Source organism: Thermaerobacter composti, from assembly GCF_033582035.1.
Classification (GTDB): Bacteria; Bacillota; Sulfobacillia; order Thermaerobacterales; family Thermaerobacteraceae; genus Thermaerobacter; species Thermaerobacter composti.
The window spans coordinates 2,501,051-2,522,719 of the sequence record NZ_CP132508.1 but is presented as its reverse complement, the minus strand read 5'-3'; the positions used below and the strand labels follow the sequence as shown (position 1 = coordinate 2,522,719).

The window sequence follows — 21,669 nt, the reverse complement described above, 5'->3', positions numbered from 1 at the left end:
GCCGGAGAACGGCAGGGAGCGCGCCGGTGCCGGCGCCGGAGAGGGGCAGGTCGGCGACCGTGGCACGGTCGCGGTCCTTGACCGGTCGCGAGGTGCCTGCATAGCATGTTGGCCCGGACAGCATGGACGGGACCGACCCGTCGAGGGGGACCGGTTGCGTGCAGGCGCCGAGGCGAGAGGACGCCCGCCGCCAGGGCGAAGGCCTGGCCACCTTGTCGGAGGCGGCACCGCGGTCCAGCGGGGATGGAGGGGCTGACGGCATCGCGCCCCTCGCGCAGGAGGCGGACCGGCTCGCACAAGAAGGAGGTCGCGGGCAGCCCGCCGCCCCGGGCACGGCGACCTTGGAGCCGCCGGAGCGAGGAGGGGGTGGGGACCCGTCCGCCGTCCTCTCGATCCGGCCGCGGCAGGAGGTCGCCGGTCGCGGGCGGCCGTCGGCCGACGCGGCGGCGGGGCAGCCGGTTCCACCCACCCTGTGGTACAAGGACGCGGTCATCTACGAGGTGCACGTGCGCACCTTCTTCGACGGCAACGGCGACGGCACGGGGGACTTCCGTGGCCTGACGGCGAAGCTCGACTACCTGCAGGAGCTGGGCGTCACCGCCCTCTGGCTCCTGCCCTTCTACCCCTCGCCGCTGGCCGACGACGGCTACGACGTCGCCGACTACACCGCGGTCCATCCCGCCTACGGCACCCTGGGCGACTTCAAGCGCTTCCTGGCCGAGGCCCATCGCCGCGGCATGCGGGTCATCACCGACCTGGTGCTCAACCACACGTCCACCCAGCACCCCTGGTTCCAACGGGCCCGGCGCGCGCGGCCCGGCAGCCGCTGGCGCGACTTCTACGTCTGGAGCGACAGCCCGGACCGCTACCGCGGGGTGCGTGTGATCTTCCCCGACTACGAGGCGGACAACTGGACCTGGGACCCGGTGGCGCGGGCCTACTACTGGCACCGCTTCTACGCCCACCAGCCCGATCTCAACTACGACAACCCCATGGTGCGCCGGGCGATGCTGAAGGTGGTGGACTTCTGGCTGCGGCTGGGGCTCGACGGCTTCCGCCTCGACGCCCTGCCCTACCTGTTCGAGCGCGAGGGGACGGCCTGCGCCGGGCTGCCCGAGACCCACGCCTTCGTCCGGGAGCTGCGGGCGTACATCGAGGCGCGGTACGGCGAGCGGGTGCTGCTGGCGGAGGCCAACGAGCCGGCGGCGGAGCTCGCCCGCTACCTCCAGGGCGACGAGTGCCACATGGCCTTCCACTTCCCCCTGATGCCGCGCTTGTTCCTCGCCCTGGCCCGCGAGGAGGCGGCGCCCATCCTCCAGGTCCTGCGGGACGAACCGGCCATCGCCCCGGCGTGCCAGTGGGCGCTGTTCCTCCGCAACCACGACGAGCTGACGCTGGAGATGGTGTCGCCGCAGGAGCGGGAAGAGCTGTGGCAGGCCTACGCCGCCGATCCGCAGGCGCGGGTGAACCTGGGCATCCGGCGCCGCCTGGCCCCCCTGCTGGGCAACGACCGCCGGCGCCTGGAGCTGGCCTACGCCCTGCTGTTCTCGCTGCCGGGCACCCCCGTCATCTACTACGGCGACGAGATCGGCATGGGCGACAACATCTACCTGCCCGACCGCCACGCCGTGCGCACCCCCATGCAGTGGAGCGGGGGGCGCAACGCGGGCTTCTCCACCGCCAACCCGCAGCGGCTGTGCGCGCCGGTGGTGGTCGACCCGCCCTACCACTACGAGGCCGTGAACGTCGAGGCCCAGCTGGCCAGCCCCGACTCGCTGCTCAACTGGCTGCGGCGGCTCATCGCCGTGCGCAAGCGCTTCCCCGCCTTTGGCCGCGGCGACCTCGAGCTGATCGCCGGCGACAACCGCCGGGTGTTGGCCTTCGTCCGCCGTCTGGGAGACCAGGCGATCCTGGTGGTCGCCAACCTCTCGCGGTTCGTCCAGGGGGTTCGGCTGGACCTGGCAGCGTATGCCGGTTGCCTGCCCGAGGACGCCTTCGGGGGCGCGACCCTGCCCCCCATCGAGCGACGGCCGTACTTCCTGACCCTGGGGCCCCACGGGTTCTACTGGTTCGTCCTGAAGCGTCCAGAGGGTGAGATTCCAGAACCGCGCTGAGCCTCAAGGCGGGCAAAAGCCGCGACGGATGCGACGAGCCTGCGGAGGCGCTGAGGGACTCCGGCGCCGCGGGACCGCAAGGCAGGCACCGGGCGATGGGTCGCGTATTCTCTCCCCGGGAGGCCGTTGCAGGGGGTGAGGTCGTGGCCCAGAAGGCGGACGCGTCGGTCGCAGCCGACACGGTGCTGGTCGACCTGCGGGAGGCGGGCCAGGCGGAGCGCACGGCGGGCTATCTGATCCGCGCGCCCCACCCGGCGGTGATCGAGACCGGCGGCAAGGCCGGCGTCGAGGCCTGGCTCGAGGCCCTGGAGCAGCAGGGCATCCCGCGAGACGAGGTGGCGTACATCGTCGTGACCCACATCCACCTGGACCACGCCGGCGGTGCCGGCACCCTGGCCCGGTACCTGCCGCGGGCCCGGGTGGTGGTGCACCCCCGCGGCGCCCGGCACCTCCAGGATCCCCAGCGGCTGGTGGAGGGGGCCCGCACGGTCTTCGGCGACCGGTTGGAGCAGTTGTTCGGCCTTCCCGAGCCGGTGCCGGCCGAGCGCATCCTGGCACCGGAGCCCGATGGCACGCTGGACCTGGGGGGCGGTCACCGGTTGCGCTTCATCGACGCGCCCGGCCATGCGCGTCACCAGTTCATGATCCTCGATGAGGCCACGGGCGTCCTCTTCAGCGGCGACGAGCTCGGCGTGCGGTACCCCGCCCTCTCCCGGCGCATCGGCCGCGACTACCTGCTGCCCTCGACAGCGCCCAATCAGTTCAACCCTGACGCCATGCTCCGCTCGGCCCGCTCCCTGCCGGCGCTGCGCCCGGCGACCGTGCTCCTCTCCCACTTCGGGGCGACGAGTCTGACGCCGGAGGCCCTGATCCAGCGGATGGAGGAGCAGGTGCCGCGCTTCGTCGCCTGCGGCCTGGTGGACGGCCGTCCCGCGACGCCGCAGGAGGCCCGCCGTCGCCTGGCGGAGCACATCCGCCGGGATGCCGAGGCCCACGGCCTGCAGTGGGCGGAGGTGGAACCGGCGGTGGCGCTGGACCTGGACATCTGCGCCCACGGCATCGCCGACTACCACCGCCGGCGGGCACAGGGCAAGGTGTGAGGCCGCGCCGATGGACGTGAACGCGGCGGGCTGCAGCCGGCGCGACGGGCAGCCGACGGGCCGGGACGGGAGCGCCCAGCGGGTCGGGGGAGGGAAGGGGGATGACGGCCACGGTGGCGGACGCCTTTTCCGCGTATCTCGTGGAACGGCTTGACGACGGCACCCTGCGGCAAGGGGTGCGCACGCTGACGGCGGCGGACCTCCCCCCTGGCGAGGTCACGATCCGCGTGGCCTACTCCGGCGTGAACTACAAGGACGGCCTGGCCAGCCGGCCCGACGGCCGGGTGGTGCGGTCGTACCCGATGGTGCCCGGCATCGACCTGGCGGGGAAGGTCGTGGAGTCGGCGGATCCGCGGTTCCGCCCAGGCGACCCGGTCCTGGTGACGGGTTACGAGCTGGGGGTCAGCCACTACGGCGGCTACGCCCAGTACGCGCGGGTGCCCGCCGGCTGGGTCGTGCCCCTGCCCCGGGGGCTCGACCTGCGGGAGGCCATGATCCTGGGCACCGCGGGGTTCACCGCGGCCCTGGCCCTCCACCGCCTGGAAGACCACGGCCTGGCGCCGGGGCAGGGCCCCGTGCTGGTCACCGGTGCCTCGGGCGGAGTGGGCTCCATCGCGGTGGCCCTCCTGGCCCGGCGCGGCTACGAGGTGGTCGCCAGCACCGGCAAGGCCGAGGCGGTCGACTACCTGCGCCGGCTCGGAGCGAGCCGGGTCATCCCGCGGGACGAGGTGGCGGTGACTGGCGGCAAGCCGCTGGAGAAGCAGCAGTGGGCGGCGGCCATCGACGCCGTGGGCGGTGACACCCTCGCCCACGTGCTCCGCACCACCCGCTACGGCGGGGCCGTGGCGGCGGTGGGCCTGACGGGCGGAAGCCACCTGCACACCACCGTGTTCCCCTTCATCCTGCGCGGGGTGAGCCTGCTCGGCATCGACTCCGTCTACTGCCCCATGCCGCTGCGGATGCGGATCTGGCAGCGCCTGGCGGGGGACCTGCGGCCGGAGGCGCTGGAGGCGATGGTCTACCGGGAGGTTGGCTTGACCGAGTTGCCCCAGGCCTTCGACGACGTGCTGGCGGGGCGGGCACGGGGACGGATCCTCGTCCGCATCGCTTAGTCGTTGCTGGGCGGGGGCGCGGGCACCGGCACCGCGGACGGTCGGGATGGCGGGTGCCGCTGCGGGCCTTCAGGAGCGGCGACGGCCCGGCCTCTGCCCGGCTGGCAGGCGGGTGCCGGCCCGGCGCAGCAGACCGCCGAGGCCACGGCCGGCCAGCGAGCCCAACCGCAGGCCCAACCGCACCAGCGCCCCCGTCCCCCTCCGGCCCAGGTGCCATGCGCCGCGTCCCGTGGCCGCGAGCACGTCCCGGGTCCCATCCCGGACAAGGCGCCAGTCGTGCTCGACGGTGACCCCATCGAGACCGGCCTGGCGTAACACCCGGGCCTGGACGGGGGCGGGCAGGGACCGCAGGGCCTGCCGCAGGGCGAAGAGGGCCACCAGGAGGTCGTCCAACTGGCCCAGGACGGGGATGAACCCGGGCAGCGGGTCAAGGGGAGCGAACAGATAGGCCAGGCCGGCCAGGACGAACCGGCGTGCCCGGCCGCTGCCCGGCACCTGGGCTTGGGGCCCGAGGCCTAGGATGAGTCGGGCCAGCTTCACGTACCGGGGCAGCCGGGATGCCACCTCGCCCAGCCGGGCCAGCTGCTCCGCCGACATGCCCCGGCCGGTGGAACCGGTTTGCCGCCGGCCGCCGGCCGCAGCCGGGCTGCCGCCGGCCCGCCGGGCTGCGGGGTCCTTTGCGAACATCGACGGGGCCATGGTCGGCGAACCCTCCTCGGAGGCCCTCGGGATTGTCCCGCTCTTCACCCTCTACATGGTATGCGACGGGGTCGGGACACGCCTCCTTGCCGGCCGGACGTCGGTTCGGAGGCCCACCGGCAGGGATCCCTTTCCGCCTCTGAGAACCTGTTTCCCACCACGTCACCTCGGGCGGCGGATCCCGTCGCGACCACCAGGGAGATGCGGCGCCGGCCGGCGGGTTCCACCCCATGCCGTGGGCGGTCGGGGACCGTCCCGGCCGCTCCACCCAACGACCTACCACAGGGGGGATGGGTCATGGCGGAGGTGCAGGAAGGGACCCTGCTCTGGACGCCCTCGGCCGAGTTCCAGCGACGGTCGCGGATGCGCCACTACATGGATTGGCTGGCGCGGCGCCGGGGCTTGCGCTTCGAGACCTACGACGCCCTCTGGCAGTGGTCGGTCCGGGATCTCGAGGGCTTCTGGAGCAGCCTCTGGGAGTACTTCGACGTCCAGGCGTCGGCGCCCTACGAGAGGGTCCTGGCCAGCCGGCAGATGCCGGGGGCCCGGTGGTTCCCGGGCGCCCGCCTGAACTACGCGGAGCACGCCCTGCGGGCCGTGGCCGGCGGTGCGGCGGACGGCGGTGCGGATGCCGCCCGGTCCCCCGGCCCCACGGCGGGCGCAGCGGGCGGTCCGCGGGTCGATCCTGCCAGTCCGGCCGTGATCTTCCAGTCGGAGCTGCGGTCCCGCACGACCTTGTCCTGGTCCGACCTGGCGGCCCAGGTGGCGGCCGTGGCCGCCGGGCTACGGGCGCTGGGGGTCGGTCGCGGAGACCGGGTGGTGGCCTACGTCCCCAACATCCCCGAAGCCCTGGTGGCCTTCCTGGCCACGGCCAGCCTGGGCGCCATCTGGTCCAGCTGCTCCCCCGACTTCGGCGCGCCCAGCGTGGTCGACCGCTTCCGGCAGATCGAGCCCAGGGTCCTCTTCGCCGTCGACGGCTATCGCTACAACGGCCGCGACTACGATCGCCGGGCGGTGGTGGCGGAGCTCCAGCGGCAGCTTCCCACCCTGGAGGCCACCATCCTGATCCCCTACCTGGATCCCGACCGGACCGGGCGCGGCGGTGGCACCACCGTGGGCCGTACCGGCTCGGCGGTGCACGCTGCCCTGGCGGCCTCGGGGGGCAGCGGTGGGACGTCGGCAGAGGTTCGCGAGAGCGGCGGCACGGGTATGGGTGGGAACGACCGTGCCGCGGGCGGCGCCGGGATGGGTGGCGTCGCAGGGGCGGGGTTCTTCCCGGGACGAACCCTGCCCTGGTCGGACCTGCTGCGCCAGGGGGGGCCCCTCACCTTCGAGCAGGTGCCCTTCGACCACCCGCTGTGGGTCCTCTACAGCTCGGGCACCACGGGCCTTCCCAAGCCCATCGTCCAGGGGCACGGCGGCATCCTCCTCGAGCACCTCAAGATGCTGGCGCTCCACAGCGACCTCGGGCCGGGGGACCGGTTCTTCTGGTTCACCACCACGGGCTGGATGATGTGGAACTTCCTGATCAGCGGCCTGCTGGTGGGGGCGACGGTGCTGCTCTACGACGGGAGCCCCGGCTACCCCGACATGAACGCCCTCTGGCGGTTCGCCGAGGCGACGCAGATGACGCTGTTCGGCACCAGCGCCGCGTACATCACCAACTGCATGAAGGCCGGCATCGATCCGGGACGGCAGTGCGACCTGGATGCCCTGAAGAGCGTGGGGTCCACCGGCTCGCCCCTCTCGCCCGAGGGATTCCAGTGGCTCTATGACCACGTCAAGCGGGATCTGTGGGTGGCCTCGGTGAGCGGCGGCACAGACCTCTGCACGGCCTTTGTGGGCGGCTGCCCGCTGCTGCCGGTCCACGCGGGCGAGATCCAGTGCCGCTGCCTGGGGGCCGACGTACAGGCCTTCGACGAGGAGGGCCGGCCGGTGGTGGACCAGGTGGGCGAGCTGGTGATCACCCAGCCCATGCCGTCCATGCCGCTGTTCTTCTGGAACGATCCCGACGGCAAGCGGTATCGGGAGAGCTATTTCGCGATGTTCCCCGGCGTCTGGCGCCACGGCGACTGGATCAAGATCACGTCCCGGGGCAGCGTGGTGATCTACGGCCGGTCGGATTCCACCATCAACCGCCACGGCGTCCGCATGGGCACCAGCGAGATCTACCGGGTGGTGGAGGACATCCCCGAGGTGCTGGACAGTCTGGTGGTCGACCTCGAGCTGCCGGGCCGGGGGGCGTACATGCCGCTGTTCGTGGTGCTGCGGGAAGGGGTCGAACTCGACGACGAGCTGCGCGACCGCATCAAGCGGCGGATCCGGGAGAGCCTCTCGCCCCGCCACGTGCCCGACGACATCGTGGCGATCCCCGAGGTGCCGCGGACGCTGAACGGCAAGAAGCTCGAGGTGCCGATCAAGAAGATCCTCATGGGCGTACCGCGGGAGAAGGCGGTGAACCCGGATTCGATGAGCAATCCGGGGGCGCTGGGGTTCTTCGAGCAGTTCGCCCAGCAGCTGTCGGCGGCAAGCTGAAGGCGTCGTGACGAAGGCTGCCGGTGCCGGGGGCCCGTCGGCCGCCTGGTGCCGGCAGCTTTCGTTTTGTCGATAAGGAACGGTCGTCGCCGTGTTGCCGAAGTTTCCCCAAGCCTTGATGGGCCCTTAACGGCTGCGGCGGCCGGCCGCGGTAAGGTGGGGACGGGGAGCGGGCAGAGGAGGGTGGGACCACGACGGGGGCGCAGCCGAAGGAGGTGAACGCACCTGGCATCCCCAGTCCGAGCGGACCCCCGTGGGGCACGGCTGGTGATCTTCGATCTCGACGGCACCCTGTACGACGACTTGCTGTACTCTGTCGCGTATACGCGGGCGCTGGCGGCCCACCTGCCCGAGTCCCTTCGCGATGCCTTCCTGCGGGAGGCGTTCCCGTTCTCCGACGTGAACCGGCGCCTGCGCCTGGGAAGGATCTACGACCGGATCGAGGACGTCCTGCTCGGCCACCCGCGGCTGGAACCCGGCGTAGCGGTCGGTTGGGAGGGAACGTCGGCATCGCGGTGGCGGCGGGTCGCCGACGCCGGTGGCTATGTCGGGGCGCCGGGCCGATACCTGGCCCTCGGGGATGCGTGGATGTTGGCGACGGCCACGGCGCTGCGGTTTGGGCTGTGTCCCGACCGATGCCTCGAGGCGATGGCCGCGGTGCGCTCGTGGGTCGCGGTGCCGCCCCCCGAGTCCTACGGGGAGGAACCCTTCTTCAGCGCGACAGAGCCTCTCCGGGTGCTGGTGACCAATGCGACCGCGCGCCACGCCGAAACGATCCTGGGCGCCATCGGCCTCGAAGGAGCCTTCAGCCACCGCGTCACCGAGGCCGGCAAGCCCCAAGGATGGCGACGCATCATCCCATGGCTGGAGCAGGCCACCGGCGTTCCGCGCGACGCGATGCTGGTGGTGGGTGACAACTTGCTCAACGATGTCCTGCCCGTCCGTGAGCTGGGGGTCCAGGCCGTGCTGCTGGACCGGTACGGCCTCTACCCGCGGTACCCCGCCCGGGACTGGGCGGTCATCCGGTCCCTCGAGCCCCTGTTCACGGCCCTCGCGCCGAAGGCGGGCCGGCGCCTCGTACCCTCTTGAGGACCGGATCGGCCAGGCGAACCGGGAGGCGGCCCTGCCCGCCGAACCGCGCTCGTGCCCTCTTTTAAGGCCCATGCGCGAGGGCTTCCCGGCTGGCACGGCGGCCGCTACACTGTCTGGCGAGAGAGCGGACGCGGGCCGCGTGTCCGCAGCAGGGGGCGGCGTTAGGGGTCCGATGGACGCGACGACGTCGGGCGGGTCCGGTCACGCGGTGGGAGCGACCGCGGATGGTCGGGCCATGGGCCAGCGGTGCCGACGACGCCGGCAACGGTGCCAACGAGGCCTGCGGTGGGGCCGCGGGCCTTTGGTGTCGACGTGCCGAGGGGCGGGCCTGGCGCCCTGGGTGCTGACGCTGGCGATGCGCCAGGGAGCGGCGGAATACCATGACCCAGGCGTTGTGCGGCGTCTGGGGAAGGGGCAGTCCATCGCACGGGCCGGCGGGATGGCGCCGGCCCGCGGAGTTTGCCGCGGAGGTTGGTCCAGGTTCCCATGGATCGCGGTCTACCGTCCTTGGCGTGGGCCCTCGAGCGGCAGCGGCCGCTGACCTGTGCCCATCGCGGCGGCCGCGCGCGGGCCCCGGAGAACACCCTGTCCGCCTTCCGGGAGGCGGTGGCGGCCGGGGTCGACATGGTGGAGCTCGACGTGCAGCTGACGGCCGACGGCGAGGTGGTGGTCTTCCACGACGCCGACCTGCGCCGGACCACCAACGGCAAGGGGAGGGTGGCCGAGGCCCGGTGGGACGAGGTGCGCCAGCTGGACGCCGGTGCCTGGTTCGGCGGCCGGTTCCGCGGGGAGCGCGTCCCCACCCTGGCGGAGGTGCTCCACTGGGCCCGGGGGCGGGTGTACCTGCAGATCGAGCTCAAGCCGTACGGCCGCGACGCCGCCGCCCTCTGCGAGCGGGTGGTCGAGCTGGTGCGGCAGCGGGACATGCACGACCAGGTGATGCTGCTGTCCTTCGACCACTACGTGCTGCGGTGGTGCAAGGAGGTGGCCCCCGACATCATGACGGGCGCCATCTGCCAGGCCCGGCTGATCGACCCGGTCGCGGTGGCGCGGTCGGCCGGTGCGGACGTCTTCTGCGTGGATGCCGAGCACCTGGCGCCGGAGGAGGTCTACCTGCTCCACCGGGCGCAGATCGCGGTCCACAGCTTCGGCGAGAGCCGCGCGGTTCTGCGGGAGCTGGCGGGCTGGGGGGTGGACATCCTCCAATCCGACGACCCGCAGGCCCTTGGGGAGTTCGCCATGGCGCGCCGCTAGGCGCCGGGGTCGTCCGGGTGAGCTTGTCCGTCTCCCGGCCCGCCCTGTGCCGGCCGCCGGTCGTAGCTGCCGATGGCGGCCGCCCTTCGGGTTTGGCCAATGAACACAACATGTTGTAGGATTGCGTCGAACAAAATTCCATATCTGGCATGTGGCTGCGGTCCGCGCTGCGCCCCCGAGGGCGCAGGACCCAGCCACGGCGCGGTGCCTGTCCGACAGGGCAGGGCGCGGCCACCGGAGCGCATCGCCCCCGACGGGGGATCGCGCTCCCGATGAGCGGATCCTGGCGGGGACCGTCCTCCCAGGCGGTCCGCGAGGGCGACCGCGGCGGCGGGGCCATGGTCCGGCCGCGGCGCCGGTGGCCCGCTGGGGGAAGACCGGTGAGAGTCCGGCGCTGTCCCGCAACGGTGACCGGCGCGCCGGAACCGGTGCACGGGATCGATGCCCGGTGTGCGAGGCCATCGACCCGCGCCCGGGGACGGCGGCGCCGGAAGCCCGAGTACCCACACCGCGCCTCCGTTCCGCCCCCGCGGAGGGGTGAGGGCGGGCCGAGCGCGGGCATTCCCTTGCCATGCAACCCGGCCCCCCGTGGGCCGGGTTTCGTTTCCCTCCCGCCAGCCGACGGCATCCACGCCGGTCTCCATCGCCTGGCGGGGCGGGCCGGGGGCGCCCGCCGGCTCCTCCCCTCCTCCGTGCCGCGCCGATGGCGCTGGGGCGGAACCGCCAGGGGAGGGGAGGAAGCCCATGGACGACGTCCTCCGCCGGCTGACCGCCGGCCTGCCCGATGCGGCCCGCCTCGAGCAGATCCTGCGCCGCGACCTGAAGTGGGTGGCAGCCGGCTCTCCTGGGGCCGGGATCCTCGCCGCGTCCCCAGCCGCCTCGGTCGGCCCCCTCGCCGGCGGTTTGGCATCGCCCGGCGTCGTCGCCGCGCCCGCCGGAACCGCTACCGCGCCCGTCGGAACGGCTACCGAACCCGCCGGGACCGCCACCGAACTGGAGGAGCTCCTGGTCCAGGCCGCCACCCAGCACCTGCACCGGGAGCCGCGGATGGAACGGGTGGCGGTGCGGGCGCGGCTGCGCCAGCTCTACCGGTTCGTCCTGGGGGAACCGGACCCGTCCCCGGCGGCCTACCGGGCCGCCTTCCCGGCCTACATCCGCAAGGGCGTGGCCTGCGGTGCCCTGGACCAGCGGCTGCTGGCCTTCGACCTCGACGCGCTGGCGGCCGCCCTGGACCCGGAGCGGGACGAGACCTTGCCCTTCATCGGCCTCGTCACCCTGATGGACCGGTACCTGGTGCGGGAGCCGGAGAGCCGCCGGTGGCTGGAGACGCCCCAGTTCCTCTTCATGCGGGTGGCCATGGGGCTGGCCCTGGCGGAGGAACCCGGCCAGCGGGAGGCCTGGGCCCGCCGGTTCTACCACGCCATGTCGGCCTTCCGCTATCTGCCCAGCACGCCGACCCTGTTCAACGCCGGCACGCCCCACCACCAGCTCTCGTCCTGCTACCTGGCCGACGTCCACGACTCCATGGAGCACATCCTGGAGGCGGCCAGTGACTTCGGCCGGCTGGCCAAGTACGCCGGCGGCATCGGGGCCTCGGTGACGCGGCTGCGGGCGGCGGGATCGCCGGTGCGGGGGATCAACGGCGAGTCGTCGGGCGTCATCCCGTTCATCCACTTCTACGACGCCCTGATCAAGGCGGTGAACCAGGGCGGCCGCCGGCGGGGGACGCTGGCGGTGTACCTCGAGCCCTGGCACCTGGAGATCGAGGCTTTCCTCGACCTCAAGCGCAACAGCGGCGACCCGTACCTGCGGGCGCACAGCGTCAACACCGCCCTCTGGATCCCCGACGAGTTCCTGCGCCGCGTGGAGACCGGGGAGCCGTGGTACCTGTTCGACCCGGCCTACGTGCCGGAGCTGCCCGAGAAGGTGGGGCAAGCCTTCGCCGCGGCCTACGCCGAGCGCATCCGCCAGGCCGAGGCCGGGGCGCTGCCCGGCCGGGCGTGGAAGCGGCTGGACGCGCGCCAGCTCTTCCGGGAGATCCTGGCCACCCTGCAGGAGACCAGCCACCCCTGGCTGGTGTTCAAGGACGCCGGCAACCTGCGCTCGCTGCTGCCGGGGGTGATCCACTCCAGCAACCTCTGCACCGAGGTCTTCCTCCCCACCACCGCCGACGAGGTGGCGGTGTGCAACCTGGCCAGCGTCAACCTGGCCCGCCACCTGGGGCCGCAGGGCATCGACTGGGACGCCCTGGCCGAGACGGTGGCGGTGGCCATGCGGGGGCTGGACAACGTCATCGACCTCAACCTCTATCCGATCGAGAAGGCGCGCCGCTCCAACCTGCGCCAACGGCCGGTGGGGCTGGGGGTGATGGGCTTCGCCGAGGCGGTCAACCGCCTGGGCTGGGGCTACGCCGACCCCCAGGCGGCCGAGCTGGCCGACCGGGTGCTGGAGTTCATCAGCTACCACGCCATCCTGGCCTCGTGCCGCCTGGCGGAAGAACGCAGCCCCTTCCCCGCCTTCACCGAGAGCGGCTGGGCCCGCGGCCGGGTGCCCCTGGACACCCTGGCGGACCTCGAGGCCGAGCGCGGACAGCCCGTGGCGGTCGACCGCACGGCCCGCCTGGACTGGGATGCGGTCCGGGACCGGGTGCGCCGGGGCATGCGCAACGGCACGGTGCTGGCCGTCGCCCCGACCGCCACCATCAGCCTGATCGCCGGGACCACGCCGAGCCTGGATCCGCCCTACGCCAACGTCTTCTCCCGGCAGACCCTCTCGGGCAAGTTCCTCGAGATCAACCGCGTCCTGGTGGAGGAGCTGGAGCGGCGGGGCCTCTGGGAGGCCGCCCGCGACCGCATCGTGGAGGAACGCGGCGACCTCCAGCCCATCGCCGAGATCCCCGCCGATGTGCGCCGCCGCTACCCCACCGCGTACCAGGTGCCGCCCGAGGTTTACCTGGAGGTGGCGGCCCGCGCCCAGAAGTGGGTCGACATGGGCATCAGCCGCAACCTGTTCCTGGCCGACCGGGACCTGGGGGCCATGGAGCGGGTGTATCTCGAAGCTTGGCGGCGGGGGCTGAAGTCCACCTACTACCTCTTCATGGCGCCGCGGATGTACGCGGAGCCCTCGACGGTGCGGGTGAACAAGGCGCGCCGCAAGCTGCGCTGGAACCTGGACGAACCGGCCGGAGCGGGGGCCAGCCCGGGTGGCGTGCACGCCAGCGTGAGCGTGACCGGAGCCGGGACCCACCCGGGCGCGGTGGAGACCAGCCCGGCCCGACCCGGATCCCACCCGGGCGGCGGGGAGGCACGCCCGGGCGGGTCCGAAGCCGGCCCGGCTGGCGCCGCGGCAGCCACCGGCGTCCCAGCGCCGGTCGCCGTGGATGCGCCGGCTGCCGAGCGTGAGGGGGTAGGGGATCCCCCGGACCTCGACGGACGCCCCGACGGGCGCCTTGGCGGGCGCGGGGCGAACGGCCTGCCGCAGGCGGCGTGCCGCGTTCGTCCCGAAGATCCGGATCTGATCTGCGAGTCGTGCCAATGAGCCGGTGACCCAGCAAGCCCCACGCGGGCGCGATGGCGCCGGTGCACCGCGATCGCACCACCCTTGGCAAGGCACCCACGGGACAGGCAAGGAGGAGATGGCTGTGGAGCCCATCATCCGCCCATCGGCCGACCAACCGGCTCACCACCATCAGGCCGAGGAGGGGCCTGGGGGCCGTCCCATGCCGGAGGACCGCCCGCCGGACGGTGCACCCCACGGTCAGCGCCAGCCGGGCGGCGGGCGACCTGGTGACGCCCCAGCGGGGGAGGCGGGCCACCGCGTCCCCGGCGACCGCCTGCTGGGCGGCGACCCGCTGGAACCCATCCAGCTCTTCCCGCTGCGGTATCCCTGGGCCTACGCCCACGCCCAGCAGGGCAAGCGCAACACCTGGTTCCCCGAGGAGATCCCCCTGGCCGACGACGTGCGCGACTGGGAGCTGCGCCTGACGGACGACGAGCGGCGGGCCGTCGAGCTGCTGCTGGGCTTCTTCAACCCGATGGAGTCGCTGGTCACCCACAACCTGGTAATGTCGATCTACCCGTTGCTCACCCCGCCGGAGATCCGTCTCTACCTGGCGCGGCAGATCTGGGAAGAGGCCAACCACACCATGGCCTTCGAGTACGTGCTCAAGACCCTGCCCGTCGACCGGGAGCGGGTCTTCGCCGCCCACCGCGACGTCCCGGCCATCCGCGCCAAGGAGGCGTTCCAGCAGGAGCTGACCCGCCAGCTGCTGGTCCGGCCCGACGTCTCGACCCTGGAGGGGCGGCAGGCGTTCCTCCGCAACCTGATCGGCTACTACATCGTCCTGGAGGGCGTGTTCTTCTACGGGGGGTTCCTGTTCGCCTACACCTTCCGGCGCCGCAACCTGCTCAAGGGCCTGGCGACCCTGGTGGACTGGGTGCTCAAGGACGAGAGCCTGCACCTGTCCTTCGGGATCCACCTGATCACCGCGCTCCTGGAGGAGCACCCCGAGCTGATGACGCCGGCCTTTGCCCGGGAGGTGAAGGGGCTCATCCTGCGGGCGGTGGACCTGGAGCGGGACTACAACCGCGCCCTGCTGCCGCGGCCGATCCTGGGCGTCAGCGCCGAGTACCTCAACGCCTACGTGGAGTACGTGACCGACCGGCGCCTGGACGAACTCGGCCTGGGCCCCCACTTCGGTACGCCCAATCCGGCCCAGTGGATGGCCACCGAGGTGGACGTGCCGGAGATCGTCAACTTCTTCGAGGCGCGGAACATCCACTACGAGGTGGCGGCGGACCGGAACGGGTAAAGGCGAGGGCATGGCCGCCAACATCCTCGACGCCTGCCGTTCCGTGCTCGAGGCCGAAGCCCATGCCAGCACCCGCCGCCGTGGGCGGCGGGTGCTGGTGACCGTCGGGCTGGAACACGTGCCCTTTCTGTGGGATCTACTGCACTGCAGTGCGGCTGTCGACCTGTGGCCGGTGGACTGGCCGCTGCGGCTGGTCCATGACGGAATGACGCCGGGCATGCCCGCCGGGCACCGGGCGCCACGGTATTGAGCCATGTGCGCGGCCTCGATCCCGGCACCGATCCCGGCCGAACTCCTGCCGCAATCACTGCAAGAACGCGACGAGCGCCGCCCACCACCGGTTGAGGGCCGCCCGCAGCGCCCCCCACCAGCCGGTTGGCCGGGTTGCGGCTCCGTCCTCCTCCGCACCGGAGTCCCGGCCGGGGCTGGTGTCGCCCGCGGCGGTCGCCGGCGACGGCGTCCCGGCCCCCGTCGGGCCGCCCTCGGCACCCAGGAGCTGCACCGGCTGGGCTTCGACCACCACGACGGCCTTCGCTCCGGGGAGGTCCTGGACGGCCTCCCGGGCCCGTTCAAGGTCGCTGGCAACCCCCAGGTGCACCCGGTTCGTCCGCACATCGACCCCGGTCCAGACCACCTGGATTCCCTGCTCCTGCAGCCGGGGCATGGCCTGGGTCAGCGCCCGCTGGATCCGCTCCAGTTCGACCAGGGTGTATTCGCCCTCGACGAACCGCACCGGCTTCCCGTCCAGGCGCTGGCGCAGGGCCTGTTCGCCGGCGGCACCCAGGGGGCGCGTCAGCACCACCACGACCACGGCCTGGCCGTCACTCGCGTCTTCCAGGTAGAGGCCGCCGAACCGGTCGGCGAACCGCTCGCGCAGATAGGCCTCCGCGGCCTGGACGTCGTCGGGGGCGACCATGTGGGACACGGGCCGGTCCGGGTGGTCCGCGGGGTCCCGGGGCCCTGCTGGGGCCCCACGTCCCGCGGACGCGCGGGCGAGCCCGCTGGCGAACCCGGAGAGCACCACCATCAGGACGAACCAGCCCAGGGCCCACCTCGTCCGCGAGCGCGGGGAGCCGCGTCGGTGGCTCCTTACAGGCCCGCCCGCCGACCGGCACCGGGTGCGCCGCGGGTGGGCCGTCCCGATCCGCCCTAGCGGCGGACCCAACCCTCTGGTGGCGAGCCGTTGCAACGCTACCGCCCCCCTTGATCGCTTGGCCAGCGGTGGGATCCTCCAGCCGGTACGAGCCCGGCGATCAGTCGGTGTGTCCCCGCCGACCGGCCGGTGGGTGCCCGGCGACCTCCGTCGGTTGCCCGTCGCCCGCCCCCGCCGGCCGTCAGAGCGGCCGGCCCGGTGGACCCTCGACCCTTGGACGCCGGCGCGAACCGCCGGGTTCCCGGCAGCGGCCACCGCGCAGGCGCCTTGAGCCGTCCGGCAGGAGGTCCGACCTCCCGTCGGGTACGAATCCAAGGGGGGCGACGGGCCCCGGGGCCCTGGTCGCCAATCGATACCCAACCGGCCCAAAGGGGTGGCGTCATGGAGAACCAGGAGTATCGCCCCGGCCTGGAGGGCGTGATCGCCGCCGAGACGCGGATCTCCTACCTGGACGTGGAGAACGAGGAGATCGTGGTCCGCGGCTACAACCTGCTCGACCTCATCACCCAGAAGACCTACGTGGACGTACTGGGCCTGCTGATCCACGAGCGGCTGCCCGGCGACGAAGAGCGCAAGGAGCTGGAGCGGCAGCTCCTGGCCGCCGAGGTTCCCCAGGCCGTGTGGGAGATCCTGGCCAAGCTGCCGGCGTCGATGCACGCCATGGACCGCCTGCGCACCGCCGTCTCCGCCCTGGCCGGGTTCGACCCCGAGGCGGACTCGCCGGACCCCGAGGCCGAGCGGGCCAAGGGCGTACGGCTGGTGGGCCAGGTCTCGACCATCGTCGCCAACCTGACCCGGATCGCCCAGGGCGGGGAGCCGGTTCTTCCCGACCCCCAGCTGGGCTTCGCCGAGAACTTCGTGTACATGATCACCGGCCGGCGCCCGGACCCCGCCGGGGCGCGGGCCTTCGACCAGGCGCTGATCGCCTACAGCGAGCACGAGATGCCCAACTCCACCTTCACCGCGCGGGTCATCGCGTCGACCCTCTCCGACGTGTACGGCGCCCTGACGGGGGCGGTGGCGTCCTTGAAGGGGCCCCTGCACGGCGGCGCCAACGAGGCCGTGGCCCACATGATGCTGGAGGCCGGCGACGTGGAGGGCCTGGACCGCCTGATCCGCGAGAAGCTGGCCCGCAAGGAGCGCATCATGGGCTTCGGGCACCGGGTCTACATGCGCAAGTTCGACCCGCGGGCCTGGATCCTCAAGCAGACCCTGGCCCGGCTGGTGGACGAACGCGGCGACGAGGAGGGCCGCCGCTGGCTCGCCATGTGCCAGCGGGGCGAGGACATCATGCGGGAGGAGAAGGGCCTCTACCCGAACCTGGACTACTACGCCGCGCCGATCTACTACGTGCTCGGCATCCCCATCGAGCTGTACACGCCCATCTTCTTCGCCGCGCGGACGGCGGGCCTCGTGGCCCACGTGGTGGAGCAGCACGCCCAGAACCGCCTCTACCGGCCGCGGGTGCGCTACCTGGGGCCGCGGGGGCTCAAGGCCTGAGCGGTCGTGGCCATTCCGCGGCGGGCCGCCAGGGCGGCGCCTGTGGCGGCGATGCGCCATGGGTGCCCCTGCATGGCGACGGCCGTGAAGGCGATGGCCCGAGCCGCTAAGGCGGTACCGGCGGCGGTTGAATAGGGTTGAATTCCGTGGCGATGGCAGCTGAGTCCCGTGGCGATCATCGCAGGGGAGGTCGCAGGACGGCACCATGGCAAGTCACGACGCAAGCGCCCCGGCCGGCGGGGCCACGAGACCCCAGGAACCGGACCGGGTCCTGGTGGAGATCGCCGACTATGTGCTGAACCAGGCCATCGACAGCGAGCTGGCCTATCGCACCGCCCGCTGGGTGCTGATGGACTCGCTGGCGGCGGCCTTCTACGCCCTGGCCTATCCCGAGTGCACGAAGCTGCTCGGCCCCACGGTGCCGGGCACCATCGTGCCCCATGGGGTCAAGGTGCCGGGCACGCCCTACGTGCTGGATCCCGTGGAGGGCGCCTTCAACATCACCGCCCTGATCCGCTGGCTGGACTACAACGACACCTTCCTGGCCAAGGAGTGGGGGCACCCGTCGGACAACCTGGGTGCCATCCTGGCCGTGGCGGATCACGTCAGCCGGGTGCGGCGCAGCCGCGGCGAGGCGCCCTACACCGTCCGCGACGTGCTGGCCATGGCCATCAAGGCCCACGAGATCCAGGGCGTCCTCTCGCTGGAGAACAGTCTCAACCGCTTTGGCTTCGACCACGTCCACTTCGTCAAGGTGGCGTCGGCGGCGGTGGCCACGGCCCTGCTGGGCGGCGGGCGCGACGAGGTGATCAACGCCCTCTCCAACGCCTGGATCGACGGCGCCGCCCTGCGCACCTATCGCCACTTCCCCAACACGGGCTCGCGCAAGTCCTGGGCGGCGGCCGACGCGGTGAGCCGCGCCGTGCGCCTGGCCCTCTTCGCCGTCAAGGGGGAGATGGGCTATCCCACCGCCCTCAGCGCCCCCCGCTGGGGCTTCGAGGACGTGGTCCTGCGCGGCGAGAAAGTGGTGCTGGCGCGCCCCCTGGGGTCTTACGTCATGGAGAACGTGCTCTTCAAGATCGCCTACCCCGCCGAGTTCCACGGCCAGACGGCGGTGGAGGCCGCGCTGAAGCTCCATCCCCAGGTCAAGGACCGGCTCGAGGAGATCGAGCGGATCGTCATCGAGACCCAGGAGCCGGCCATCCGCATCATCGACAAGAAGGGCCCGCTGACGAACCCGGCCGATCGCGACCACTCCCTGCAGTACATGACCGCGGTGGCGCTGATCTACGGGGAGCTGACCTACCAGCACTACGAGGAGCCCATCGCCTCCGATCCCCGCATCGACGCGCTGCGGGAGAAGATGGTCGTGGTGGAGAACGAGCGGTACAGCCGCGACTACCTGGATCCCGAGAAGCGGTCCATCGCCAACGCGGTGCAGGTGTTCTTCCGCGACGGCACCGCCACCGAGAGGGTGGAGGTGGAGTACCCGCTGGGCCACCGCCGGCGGCGGGATGAGGCCCTGCCGCTGCTGCACGAGAAGGTGCGGGGCGCCTTGCGGGAGGTCTTCCCGGCCAAGCGGGCGGAGCGGCTGTTCCACCTGCTGGCGGAGGACCCGGCCTTGCCGGAGATGGCGGTGGACCGCTTCCTGGACGAGCTGCACCGGCCCTGACGGGCGGCGACGGGACGCCGCGCGGCGGGAGGCGGCACGTTCCGGGCAGACGGGACGCCCAGCCTACCTGGCCTTCGCCGCGGCGCCTCCCGGTCGCAACCCGGACGCAGAGCGGAGGCGCTCAGTCGGCCCGGGGCGGTCCAATGGTGGGCATCCGAGCCTGGGAGCCGGCGGGTCTCCGCAGCACGGAAGCCGGGTGCCCGACCTGACCTGGACGAACCGGCCCGCCCGGGGTTTTGCCCGCCTGGGCGGGCCGGTTCGTCTCCCGAGCCGGCCGGTCGCCAGGGACGGGAGTCAACCGTGAGGCGGCGGGGAGCTCACCCGACGGAGGCTATCCTGTAGATCGCGAGATCCCATCCCATCGCGGGGTCCGATCCTGGAGAGGTCCGGTCGTGCAAACGGATGGTTGGATCGCGGTCCGACCGGGGGTAACGAGCACGCCGTGCCGTCGCGAGCCGGTGCGACGGAGGCTGGATCGAGGGAGGTGCACCGGATGGCCTGGCTGCTGCAGAAAGAGACCCCTCAGCGGGAGCTCGCCGAGCGGTTTCGTCAACTGGTCAAGCGAGGACCGGTGGTGCTGCCCGGCGCCCACGACGCCCTCTCGGCGCTCATCGCCCAGCGGGTGGGCTTCGAGGCCCTCTACCTCTCGGGCGCGGCCTACACCGCCAGCCGCGGGCTGCCGGACCTGGGCCTGGTCACGAGCCAGGAGCTGGCCGAACGAGCCCGCGACATCGTGCGGGCGACGGACCTGCCGCTGATCGTCGACATCGACACGGGGTTCGGCGGGGTCTTGAACGTGGCGCGGACGGGCCGGGAGATGGTGGAGGCGCGGGTGGCGGGGGTCCAGATCGAGGATCAGGAGATGCCTAAGAAGTGCGGCCACCTCAGCGGCAAGAGCCTGGTCACGGCGGATGAGATGGTGCAGAAGATCCGGGCGCTCAAGGAGACCGCACCGACACTGTACGTCATCGCCCGCACCGACGCCCACGGCGTCGAGGGGCTCGAGGCCGTCATCGCCCGGGCCCGCCGGTACGTCGAGGCGGGAGCCGACGCCATCTTCCCCGAGGCCCTGACCACGGAGGACGAATTCCGCGCCGTGCGGGAGGCGTTGCCCGGCGTGCCGCTCCTGGCCAACCTGACCGAGTTTGGCAAGACACCCTACTACAGCGCGGCGGATCTCGCGGCCTGGGGATACGACATCATCCTGTTCCCGGTCTCGTCCCTGCGGGTGGCGGCGCGGGCGGTGGAGCGGCTGTACCGCCATCTGCGAGAGACCGGCTCGACCCGCGAGCTCCTGGGCGAGATGCAGGACAGGGCCGAGCTCTACGAGACGATCCGCTATTTCGCCTACGAGGAGCTGGATCAGACCCTGGCCCGCTCGACCCTACCCCCGCTGGCGCGGGAGCGGGAGGCGTCGAGGAGCACCACGCCGTCCCGCGTCATGCGTCCCAGGACCGATGCGACGGATGCCGCCTCCGACACGGTGTAGACGTGGGGTTCGAGCGCGCGGAGGGGGATGGTCCGCCGCACCCGTTGGAAGGCGTCGGGAACGGGCGGGTCGTCGTAGATCACCAGCAGGTCGATGTCGCTGTACGCCGTGAACCGGCCCCTCGCGTACGAGCCGAAGAGCGTGACCTGCCGAAGGGGCAGCTGGTCCGCGAGCTTGGGCAACGCGTCCCGGATGCGCTGGATGACCTCTTCACGACTCAGGGCCGGGAAGATGACGCGCACAGAAGTCGAGGATGGCTTTCGCATGGCCCAGCATCCTCCTCGCCTCGGACGCGGTGTACAACCGCCTGGGCGCTCCCGTGGGGTGGGCATCGGGGTATCGCGTGGGGATGTACGCCTTGTCGAGCTCCAGGGCACGATCGCGGAGGTCCGCAGGAACGGGGATCCGCTCCGCGAGGGCGTCGAGAAGGGCATGGACGGAATGACCCCACGCCTCGGCGCCAAACCTCTGGCAGACGGCCTTGACCGCCTTCTCGGCAGCCTGTTGGGCCGAAAAGCAGGCCCAATTATAAAAGCCCCGTTCCAGGTCGCTCTCGGCGTGGGCGAGGTCGCCGAGGGCCTCATCCCACCAATCCTGGCTGCGATCCAACGGGCTCACCTCGCAGCAGCCGTTACCTCCATGATGCCACGGATGGTGGGGACTCTGCAGTTCAGCGAGCGCTGCGATGGCGCGCCGGTTCGTCCCATCCAAAGGCCTGCACGATCAAGCGGGCGATGTCCGTGTTGTCAAGCAGGCCGTGCACGGCCGGGGCACCTGGACCGGAGGCCAGCAAGGGCACCGCCACGGCGGTGTGACTCGTCCCCGCCGCCATGGCACAGAAGCCCTGTCCTGCCGGGGTCGTCATCGGCCGCGCCGTGGGCGGGCACGGCCGATCCGGATCGTTCTCATAGCCGTTGCCGCGCCCGAGGACGGCGAGGCCAGCCGTCTCGTGATCGCTCGTCACCAGCAGCAGGGTATCGGGGTGGCGGTGGGCGAACTCGAGGGCTCGTAGCTGCTTAGCATTCTATCGTCAGCTCTCTCTTATCAGCCATAGGCGAATCTTTCACATAACTGTTCCCTGACTTCCGACACTTCCCCAGTTTCAGCTGGCGGACGGAACAGGTGTTTGGTATTATGGG

At 72.1% G+C, this 21,669-nt stretch carries 16 protein-coding genes, 1 pseudogene and 1 riboswitch; of the genes and pseudogenes, 12 read left to right on the top strand and 5 right to left on the bottom strand.

Annotated features, from left to right (window positions below):
• Positions 1–158: 158 nt before the first annotated feature.
• The 3 genes from treS to Q5761_RS10210 all read left to right on the top strand — a co-directional run bounded on the left by treS (position 159) and on the right by Q5761_RS10210 (position 4,326).
• Positions 159–2,114, top strand: coding sequence for a maltose alpha-D-glucosyltransferase (gene treS / locus Q5761_RS10220; protein WP_318750530.1), 1,956 nt, complete (start codon positions 159–161; stop codon positions 2,112–2,114).
• 143 nt (positions 2,115–2,257) lie between these two features.
• Entirely contained in the window at positions 2,258–3,214 is a 957-nt protein-coding gene (locus Q5761_RS10215) for an MBL fold metallo-hydrolase (protein ID WP_318750529.1), read from the top strand.
• 101 nt (positions 3,215–3,315) lie between these two features.
• Positions 3,316–4,326 carry an acryloyl-CoA reductase gene (locus tag Q5761_RS10210; RefSeq protein ID WP_318750528.1) on the top strand — a complete coding sequence of 337 codons (1,011 nt, stop codon included), beginning with the start codon at positions 3,316–3,318 and terminating at the stop codon, positions 4,324–4,326.
• Between the two features lie 69 nt (positions 4,327–4,395).
• Here Q5761_RS10210 and Q5761_RS10205 read toward each other — a convergent pair whose 3' ends face one another.
• Positions 4,396–5,025, bottom strand: a complete 630-nt coding sequence (locus Q5761_RS10205) for a YkvA family protein (protein WP_243123583.1) — start codon at positions 5,023–5,025, stop codon at positions 4,396–4,398.
• 297 nt (positions 5,026–5,322) lie between these two features.
• Between Q5761_RS10205 and Q5761_RS10200 the strand changes: the two genes are divergently transcribed.
• From Q5761_RS10200 to Q5761_RS10175, 6 genes are all read left to right on the top strand, one after another.
• Positions 5,323–7,560, top strand: coding sequence for an acetoacetate--CoA ligase (locus tag Q5761_RS10200; RefSeq protein WP_318750527.1), 2,238 nt, complete (start codon positions 5,323–5,325; stop codon positions 7,558–7,560).
• A gap of 267 nt (positions 7,561–7,827) precedes the next feature.
• Entirely contained in the window at positions 7,828–8,649 is an 822-nt protein-coding gene (locus tag Q5761_RS10195) for an HAD family hydrolase (protein ID WP_318750526.1), read from the top strand.
• A 489-nt stretch (positions 8,650–9,138) separates the two neighbouring features.
• A complete protein-coding gene (locus Q5761_RS10190; protein WP_135224276.1) occupies positions 9,139–9,906 on the top strand; it encodes a glycerophosphodiester phosphodiesterase in 768 nt (255 codons plus the stop codon).
• A 369-nt stretch (positions 9,907–10,275) separates the two neighbouring features.
• Positions 10,276–10,411: riboswitch (cobalamin riboswitch) on the top strand.
• A 239-nt stretch (positions 10,412–10,650) separates the two neighbouring features.
• Positions 10,651–13,443: a ribonucleoside-diphosphate reductase subunit alpha gene (locus tag Q5761_RS10185; RefSeq protein ID WP_318750525.1), complete on the top strand. Its 2,793-nt coding sequence runs from the start codon at positions 10,651–10,653 to the stop codon at positions 13,441–13,443.
• A gap of 97 nt (positions 13,444–13,540) precedes the next feature.
• On the top strand, positions 13,541–14,716 hold the full coding sequence (locus Q5761_RS10180) for a ribonucleotide-diphosphate reductase subunit beta (protein WP_318750524.1): 1,176 nt from the start codon (positions 13,541–13,543) through the stop codon (positions 14,714–14,716).
• A 10-nt stretch (positions 14,717–14,726) separates the two neighbouring features.
• Positions 14,727–14,966 (top strand): hypothetical protein, encoded by a 240-nt coding sequence (locus Q5761_RS10175; RefSeq protein WP_318750523.1) that lies wholly within the window; start codon positions 14,727–14,729, stop codon positions 14,964–14,966.
• Between the two features lie 54 nt (positions 14,967–15,020).
• Here Q5761_RS10175 and Q5761_RS10170 read toward each other — a convergent pair whose 3' ends face one another.
• Entirely contained in the window at positions 15,021–15,641 is a 621-nt protein-coding gene (locus tag Q5761_RS10170; RefSeq protein ID WP_318750522.1) for a hypothetical protein, read from the bottom strand.
• A gap of 609 nt (positions 15,642–16,250) precedes the next feature.
• Between Q5761_RS10170 and mmgD the strand changes: the two genes are divergently transcribed.
• The 3 genes from mmgD to prpB all read left to right on the top strand — a co-directional run bounded on the left by mmgD (position 16,251) and on the right by prpB (position 20,530).
• Positions 16,251–17,369 (top strand): citrate synthase, encoded by a 1,119-nt coding sequence (gene mmgD, locus Q5761_RS10165; RefSeq protein ID WP_318750521.1) that lies wholly within the window; start codon positions 16,251–16,253, stop codon positions 17,367–17,369.
• 205 nt (positions 17,370–17,574) lie between these two features.
• Positions 17,575–19,041 carry a bifunctional 2-methylcitrate dehydratase/aconitate hydratase gene (locus Q5761_RS10160; RefSeq protein WP_318750520.1) on the top strand — a complete coding sequence of 489 codons (1,467 nt, stop codon included), beginning with the start codon at positions 17,575–17,577 and terminating at the stop codon, positions 19,039–19,041.
• A gap of 493 nt (positions 19,042–19,534) precedes the next feature.
• The gene (gene prpB / locus Q5761_RS10155) at positions 19,535–20,530 is read left to right on the top strand and encodes a methylisocitrate lyase (protein ID WP_318750519.1); all 996 of its coding nucleotides are present in this window, start codon (positions 19,535–19,537) and stop codon (positions 20,528–20,530) included.
• 74 nt (positions 20,531–20,604) lie between these two features.
• On the opposite strand, the pseudogene Q5761_RS10150 reads toward prpB, so the two are convergent.
• From Q5761_RS10150 to Q5761_RS10140, 3 genes and pseudogenes are all read right to left on the bottom strand, one after another.
• Positions 20,605–20,796, bottom strand: a pseudogene (locus tag Q5761_RS10150) (nucleotidyltransferase family protein); the annotation flags it as partial.
• A complete protein-coding gene (locus Q5761_RS10145) occupies positions 20,741–21,139 on the bottom strand; it encodes a HEPN domain-containing protein (protein WP_318750518.1) in 399 nt (132 codons plus the stop codon). The gene Q5761_RS10145 and the pseudogene Q5761_RS10150, both read right to left, overlap by 56 nt.
• A 61-nt stretch (positions 21,140–21,200) precedes the next feature.
• Positions 21,201–21,494 carry a hypothetical protein gene (locus tag Q5761_RS10140; protein WP_318750517.1) on the bottom strand — a complete coding sequence of 98 codons (294 nt, stop codon included), beginning with the start codon at positions 21,492–21,494 and terminating at the stop codon, positions 21,201–21,203.
• Positions 21,495–21,669 lie beyond the last annotated feature (175 nt).

Coding starts and splice junctions, on each gene's coding strand:
- Q5761_RS10210 (WP_318750528.1), top strand. CDS start 3,316: ATGACGGCCACGGTGGCGGACGCCTTTTCCGCGTATCTCGTGGAACGG.
- Q5761_RS10205 (WP_243123583.1), bottom strand. CDS start 5,025: ATGGCCCCGTCGATGTTCGCAAAGGACCCCGCAGCCCGGCGGGCCGGC.
- Q5761_RS10200 (WP_318750527.1), top strand. CDS start 5,323: ATGGCGGAGGTGCAGGAAGGGACCCTGCTCTGGACGCCCTCGGCCGAG.
- Q5761_RS10190 (WP_135224276.1), top strand. CDS start 9,139: ATGGATCGCGGTCTACCGTCCTTGGCGTGGGCCCTCGAGCGGCAGCGG.
- Q5761_RS10185 (WP_318750525.1), top strand. CDS start 10,651: ATGGACGACGTCCTCCGCCGGCTGACCGCCGGCCTGCCCGATGCGGCC.
- Q5761_RS10180 (WP_318750524.1), top strand. CDS start 13,541: ATGGCTGTGGAGCCCATCATCCGCCCATCGGCCGACCAACCGGCTCAC.
- Q5761_RS10175 (WP_318750523.1), top strand. CDS start 14,727: ATGGCCGCCAACATCCTCGACGCCTGCCGTTCCGTGCTCGAGGCCGAA.
- mmgD (WP_318750521.1), top strand. CDS start 16,251: ATGGAGAACCAGGAGTATCGCCCCGGCCTGGAGGGCGTGATCGCCGCC.
- Q5761_RS10160 (WP_318750520.1), top strand. CDS start 17,575: ATGGCAAGTCACGACGCAAGCGCCCCGGCCGGCGGGGCCACGAGACCC.
- prpB (WP_318750519.1), top strand. CDS start 19,535: ATGGCCTGGCTGCTGCAGAAAGAGACCCCTCAGCGGGAGCTCGCCGAG.